Source organism: Bullifex sp., assembly GCF_034103065.1.
GTDB lineage: Bacteria > Spirochaetota > Spirochaetia > Sphaerochaetales > Sphaerochaetaceae > Bullifex.
The window spans coordinates 1-5561 of record NZ_JAXEGN010000019.1 but is presented as its reverse complement, the minus strand read 5'-3'; the positions used below and the strand labels follow the sequence as shown (position 1 = coordinate 5561).

Genomic DNA, 5561 nt, shown 5'->3' with positions numbered 1-5561 from the left:
ATCATAACCAAGATTTTCCTCATCAAGGTGAGGGACGGTTAGTAGAAAGCAGGCTACAAGCTTATCGTTATCAAATATTTTATATGTAAATCCATCCTTTGGAGGAGTGTATTCTTTATCAAATGCAAAGAACTCTTTGTTTTCAATTTCATTATAGGTCTTTTCAAATAAAAGCCATGCATCTTTATCTTTTGTATTATTAACTCTGATTATTTCCATTGCTTAAGAATACAGACTAGAACAATTTTTTGAAATAGTGAAAGTTTTTACTTAGAAATTGTTTTTTCTTGCATTTGGTTAGTTGCTGATTTATCCTAAATTGCAGGTAAAACTTATCAAAAGGAGATAAGAAATGAAAAAACTATTATCAGTTCTATTAGTTCTATTACTAGCAGTATCACTCTTCGCACAGGGTGCTTCTGAAACTGCTAAAACAACAACATCCACAAATGATTCCCCACTTGTTCAGGCTGCTAAGGCAGAGGGTGAACTTGTAGTATACGGCTCATGTGAGGAAGAATATCTTGCAGCAGCTTGTGCAAAGTTCGAAGAGCTTTACGGAATTAAGACTGTATATCAGCGCCTTTCAACAGGTGAAGTACAGGCAAAGATTGAAGAGGAAAAGGGTAACCCATCAGCAGACGTATGGTTTGGTGGTACAACAGATCCTTATAACGTTCTTGCTGCAGAAGGCTTCTTAGAGTCATATAAGGCTGAAAATGCTAAACACATTACAAAGCCAGTTTATATGGATAGTGAAGGTAGATGGTATGGTATCTACACAGGTATCTTAGGAATTATGTATAACAAGGATGAGGTTGCTAGACTTGGTGTTAAGGTTCCTACAGACTTTGCTGACTTAACAGATCCTCAGTATAAGGGCTTAATTTGGACATCTAACTATAACACAGCTGGTACAGCTAAGCTCATCATCAATACAGTTATCCAGAAGTATGGTCATGATGCAGGTATTCAGTACTTAGTAGACCTTGATAAGAACATCCACGTTTATACAAAGTCTGGTTCAGGTCCTTCAAAGAACGTAGGTACAGGCGAATGTGTTATCGGTCTTGGCTTCTTACACGATGGTATCACACAAATCGTAGATAACGGCTATGACAATATCGGTCTCGTTCTCCCATCATCTGGTACAACATGTGAAATTGGTGCAACAGCAATCTTTAAGGGAGCTAAGCATCCTAATGCAGCTAAGCTTTGGATTGAATTCGCACTCTCTCCAGATTGTGTAAACATTGCTAAGGATAATGGTTCATATCAGTTCCTAGTAATTGATAACGCTGAGCAGCCACAGATCGCTTATGAATTTGGCTTAGACCCAACAAACGTTATCGATTATGACTTTGCTGATGCTACAGCAAACATCAAGAAGTATATATCTGAAGTTATGGATGCTTTAGCTGCTTCTGGTGCTGCAACAGGCGATGCAACAAGATTCCAGATTAAATAATCTAGAATATTCCTGAAATATAGAGGGATGAGATACTTTTTCATCCCTCTTTTTTGACTAAACACACAAGGAGGCATAAAGATGGCAAAGGGACAAGGTGCTACTCTTGATAGGAAGAAGCTGATGAAAGATCCTATCATGGTCACCACTATAGTTGTGCTGATAGCCTTTCTAACTTTATTTATCCTCTATCCACTTGCAATTTTGCTTGTTGATTCTTTCATTGGGGATGGAAAGTTTGGCTTTTCCGTATTTGCACGTATTTTTAAGATGCCTACATTTACAAAGGCAATTTCTAATACATTAAAGGTTGGTTTCGTAGTAGGTATTATTTCAACTTTAGTTGGCTTATTATTTGCTTATGTAGAAGTCTACCTTAGTATGAATAAGTTCGTTGGAGGACTTTTTAAAGTTGTATCGATGCTCCCGGTAGTATCGCCTCCTTTTGTACTTTCACTTTCGATGATTATGCTCTTTGGTAAGGCTGGTATTATTACAAGACACTTATTAAAGATATATGATAACTCTGTATATGGTTTCTGGGGTATCGTAATTGTACAGGCATTAACATTCTTCCCTGTATGTTACATGATGCTTAAGGGCTTATTGAAGAATATTGATCCATCTCTTGAAGAAGCCGCAAGAGATATGGGTGCAACTCGTTTTAAGGTATTTTCAAGTGTAACATTACCTTTAATTTTACCAGGACTTGGTAATGCATTTTTAGTTACATTTATTGAATCAATTGCTGACTTTGCAAACCCAATGATTATTGGTGGTTCATATGATACCTTAGCAACTACTATTTATTTGCAAATAACAGGTGCTTATGATAAATCAGGTGCAGCAGCAATGGCAGTTGTACTCTTAACAATTACCCTTGTTATGTTTGCTGTGCAAAAGTATGTACTTGAGAAGAAAACAGCCGCTACTTTAACTGGTAAAGCTTCTAGAGGTAGAATGCTTATTGAAGATAGAAGTGTAAAACTTCCTTTAACTATCTTCTGTTCAGCAGTAGCTATCTTTGTAATTATGATGTACCTTTGTGTTCCAATTGGATCATTATTCCCAACTTGGGGATATAAATTCTTCCCACTTACATTTAAGTGGTATAAGCAGGTATTTACAAAGTTTAAGGGCTTTAAAGCTTTCAAAGATTCATTTGTACTTTCCTTAATTAGTGCTCCGATAACAGCTCTTCTTTCAATGATTATTTCCTACTTAGTTGTTAAGAAGAAGTTTAAGGCAAAAGGCTTTATTGAAGCTGTATCAATGCTTGCCATGGCAGTTCCTGGAACAGTACTCGGTGTTGGATACATTAGAGGCTTTGCTGGTGGTATCTTCCATACTGGTATTATGCAGTGGATTTATGGGTCTGCAACACTATTAATTATTGTATTTGTTGTTAGATCACTTCCTACAGGTACTCGTTCTGGTATTTCAGCACTTCGCCAGATTGATAAGTCAATCGAAGAATCTGCATATGATATGGGTGCAAACTCATTTGAAGTATTTATGACTGTTACATTGCCATTAATTAAGGACTCATTCCTTTCTGGTCTTGTAACTTCATTTGTAAGAAGTATTACAGCTATTTCTGCAATTATCTTGCTCGTTACTCCACAGTTCTTACTTATTACTGTTCAGATTAATGAGTTTGCAGAGAAGGGTGCATATGGCTTAGCATGTGCATTTGCAACAATCCTCATTATTATCACTTACGGTTCTGTACTGTTGATGAATATTTTCATCAAACACTTTGGAACAAGTAAAAAACTTCAGGAGGTCGAATAATGGAAAAGGTAAAAAAGGGCGTTCGCCTAGAACATATTTCAAAAATTTATAAAGATCCAAAGACAGGTAAAGATTTCTATGCTGTAAAAAATACAGATCTTGAGATTAAGCCAGGTTCATTTGTTACTCTATTAGGTCCATCAGGCTGTGGTAAAACTACTACACTAAGAATGATTGCTGGTTTTGAAAGTCCGGATGAGGGTGAAATCTATTTAGGAGATGAACCAATTAACGAGCTCACTCCTAATAAGCGTGATACAGCAATGGTTTTCCAGAGCTATGCACTTTTACCTCACTACAATATTTTTGATAACGTTGCATATGGCCTTAAGCTTAGAAAGGTTCCAAAAGATGTAATTAAAGAAAAGGTTATGAAGATTCTTGATCTCGTTAAGCTTTCTGGAATGGAAGGTAGAATGACAAATCAGCTATCTGGTGGACAGCAACAGCGTGTTGCTTTGGCTAGAGCTCTTGTTATTGAACCATCAGTTCTTCTTTTTGATGAACCTCTTTCAAACCTTGATGCTAAGCTTCGTGTAGAGATGAGAACAGAAATTAGAAGAATTCAACAAGAGGTAGGAATTACAGCTATTTACGTAACTCACGATCAAAGTGAAGCTATGGCTATAAGTGACCAAATTATCATTATGGATAAAGGTGTAGTTGCTCAGATGGGTACTCCAGAAGAAATCTACTACCATCCAGTAAGTGAGTTCGTTGCTGACTTCATAGGAGAGGCAAACTTCTTAAGAGGCAAATATGCTGGAATGGATGGTAAATACGCAGTTCTTGATTTTGAAGGTAAAAAACTTAAGACTCCTCCAAAAGAGAATATGGTTATTGGTGATCAATATACTGCAGTTCTACGTCCTGAAGCAGCTAAGCTTGGAGATGAGGGTGGCTTAGAGTGTAGAGTTATTGTTTCTTGCTTCATGGGGTCTTATCAGAATTATCATGTAATGGTAGGGAATACTCTTGTTAAGCTTGAAGACCACAACCCTAAGAATAGAAAGGTTTATAAGGTCGGTGAAAAGTGTCATCTCTTAATTGATACTGATGCACTACATGTAATTTAGTAATAAATAAGCGGTCCAAACGGGCCGCTTTATTCACCAAATTATTCTTTCTTGATTTGTTTCTTGTAAAAAATCATTACACTTTTTAAAGTGTCCACAACCAAAAAATCCTCTATATGCTGAGAGTGGACTTGGATGGACAGCTTCCAATATCAAATGATTTTTTGATTCTATCAAAGCTTTTTTACTTCTAGCATAGCTTCCCCATAGCATAAATACCTTTGGCCTAGTATCTTTACCTAGCTCGATTATTGCTCTATCTGTAAGTGTTTCCCATCCCTTAGAGGAATGTGATGCAGCCTTATGAGCTCGAACTGTAAGGGTAGAGTTTAGTAGTAATACTCCTTGCCTTGCCCATCTTGATAAATCAGAAGACCAAGGCCCCATCTCAACACCTTCATCAATTATTTCCTTATGAATGTTTTGTAGTGATGGTGGTTCTTGTGTACCTTCTCTAACAGAGAATGATAACCCCATTGCCTGACCTTCTTCATGGTATGGATCTTGACCGACAATTACTACTTTGGTTTTTTCAAAAGGACATAATTTAAATGCATTAAAAATTTCATTCATTGGAGGATAGATAGTTGTTGAATAATATTCTTTTATCAAAAACTCTCTTAATGCTAAGTAATAGGATTGCTTTTGCTCTCTATCAAAAAAACTTTGCCAATCATTTTGTACATTAATCATAAGAATATTTTAGCATAAGAAAAGAGCCCTAAAAAGAGCCCTTTGAATTAATGACAGGAATGATGTCCACAGCTATGAGAACCACAGGAGTGACCCTCTTCATGGTGGTGATGAGAACACATTACATTTGGATTATATTCAAGTTCACCCTTTAATAGTGCGTCAACAGCACTATCTGCATCACCAAAAACTCCTCCATAAAGCTTTATACCTGCTTCAGCGAGAGCCATCTGAGCTCCTCCTCCAATTCCACCACAAATTAAGACATCAACATCTAAACCATTTAATAGGGTAGCAAGTGCTCCATGTCCAGTGCCATTAGTATTAATTACTTTACTGTCTGTAACCTTATTATTCTCAACATCATAAACTTTAAAGTTTTCTGTGTGTCCAAAGTGCTGAAAGATTTGTCCATCTTCATAAGTTACTGCAATTCTCATTGTACTATCTCCTTTAGTATTGAGTTTATATTTTTCTGTTTGATCAAGGGTTATTATATTCCCGCCTGATATAATTAGTTTTCTTGCTTC

General features: G+C 36.5%; 6 protein-coding genes. 3 read left to right on the top strand and 3 right to left on the bottom strand.

The window, feature by feature from the left end:
- On the bottom strand, positions 1–219 hold a 219-nt coding region (locus SOY52_RS00805; protein ID WP_320847084.1), incomplete at its 3' end, for a hypothetical protein.
- A 133-nt stretch (positions 220–352) separates the two neighbouring features.
- Between SOY52_RS00805 and SOY52_RS00800 the strand changes: the two genes are divergently transcribed.
- The 3 genes from SOY52_RS00800 (at position 353) to SOY52_RS00790 (ending at position 4338) form a co-directional block, all read left to right on the top strand.
- On the top strand, positions 353–1468 hold the full coding sequence (locus tag SOY52_RS00800) for an ABC transporter substrate-binding protein (RefSeq protein WP_320847083.1): 1116 nt from the start codon (positions 353–355) through the stop codon (positions 1466–1468).
- Positions 1469–1549: 81 nt separating this feature from the next.
- Positions 1550–3262, top strand: a complete 1713-nt coding sequence (locus SOY52_RS00795) for an iron ABC transporter permease (protein WP_320847082.1) — start codon at positions 1550–1552, stop codon at positions 3260–3262.
- Positions 3262–4338 carry an ABC transporter ATP-binding protein gene (locus SOY52_RS00790; protein ID WP_320847081.1) on the top strand — a complete coding sequence of 359 codons (1077 nt, stop codon included), beginning with the start codon at positions 3262–3264 and terminating at the stop codon, positions 4336–4338. Before SOY52_RS00795 ends, SOY52_RS00790 begins: the two co-directional genes overlap by 1 nt.
- Positions 4339–4371: 33 nt before the next feature.
- Here the strand turns inward: SOY52_RS00790 and SOY52_RS00785 are convergent, their stop codons facing one another.
- Both SOY52_RS00785 and SOY52_RS00780 read right to left on the bottom strand, forming a co-directional pair.
- The gene (locus tag SOY52_RS00785; RefSeq protein ID WP_320847080.1) at positions 4372–5031 is read right to left on the bottom strand and encodes a uracil-DNA glycosylase; all 660 of its coding nucleotides are present in this window, start codon (positions 5029–5031) and stop codon (positions 4372–4374) included.
- A gap of 47 nt (positions 5032–5078) precedes the next feature.
- Positions 5079–5561, bottom strand: a 483-nt coding sequence (locus SOY52_RS00780) for a NifB/NifX family molybdenum-iron cluster-binding protein (RefSeq protein ID WP_320847079.1), incomplete at its 5' end; no start/stop codon positions are given.

What these genes read in the sequence shown, in the direction of transcription:
- SOY52_RS00790 (WP_320847081.1), top strand. Translation starts at nt 3,262, where the DNA reads ATGGAAAAGGTAAAAAAGGGCGTTCGCCTAGAACATATTTCAAAAATT.
- SOY52_RS00785 (WP_320847080.1), bottom strand. Translation starts at nt 5,031, where the DNA reads ATGATTAATGTACAAAATGATTGGCAAAGTTTTTTTGATAGAGAGCAA.
- SOY52_RS00795 (WP_320847082.1), top strand. Translation starts at nt 1,550, where the DNA reads ATGGCAAAGGGACAAGGTGCTACTCTTGATAGGAAGAAGCTGATGAAA.
- SOY52_RS00800 (WP_320847083.1), top strand. Translation starts at nt 353, where the DNA reads ATGAAAAAACTATTATCAGTTCTATTAGTTCTATTACTAGCAGTATCA.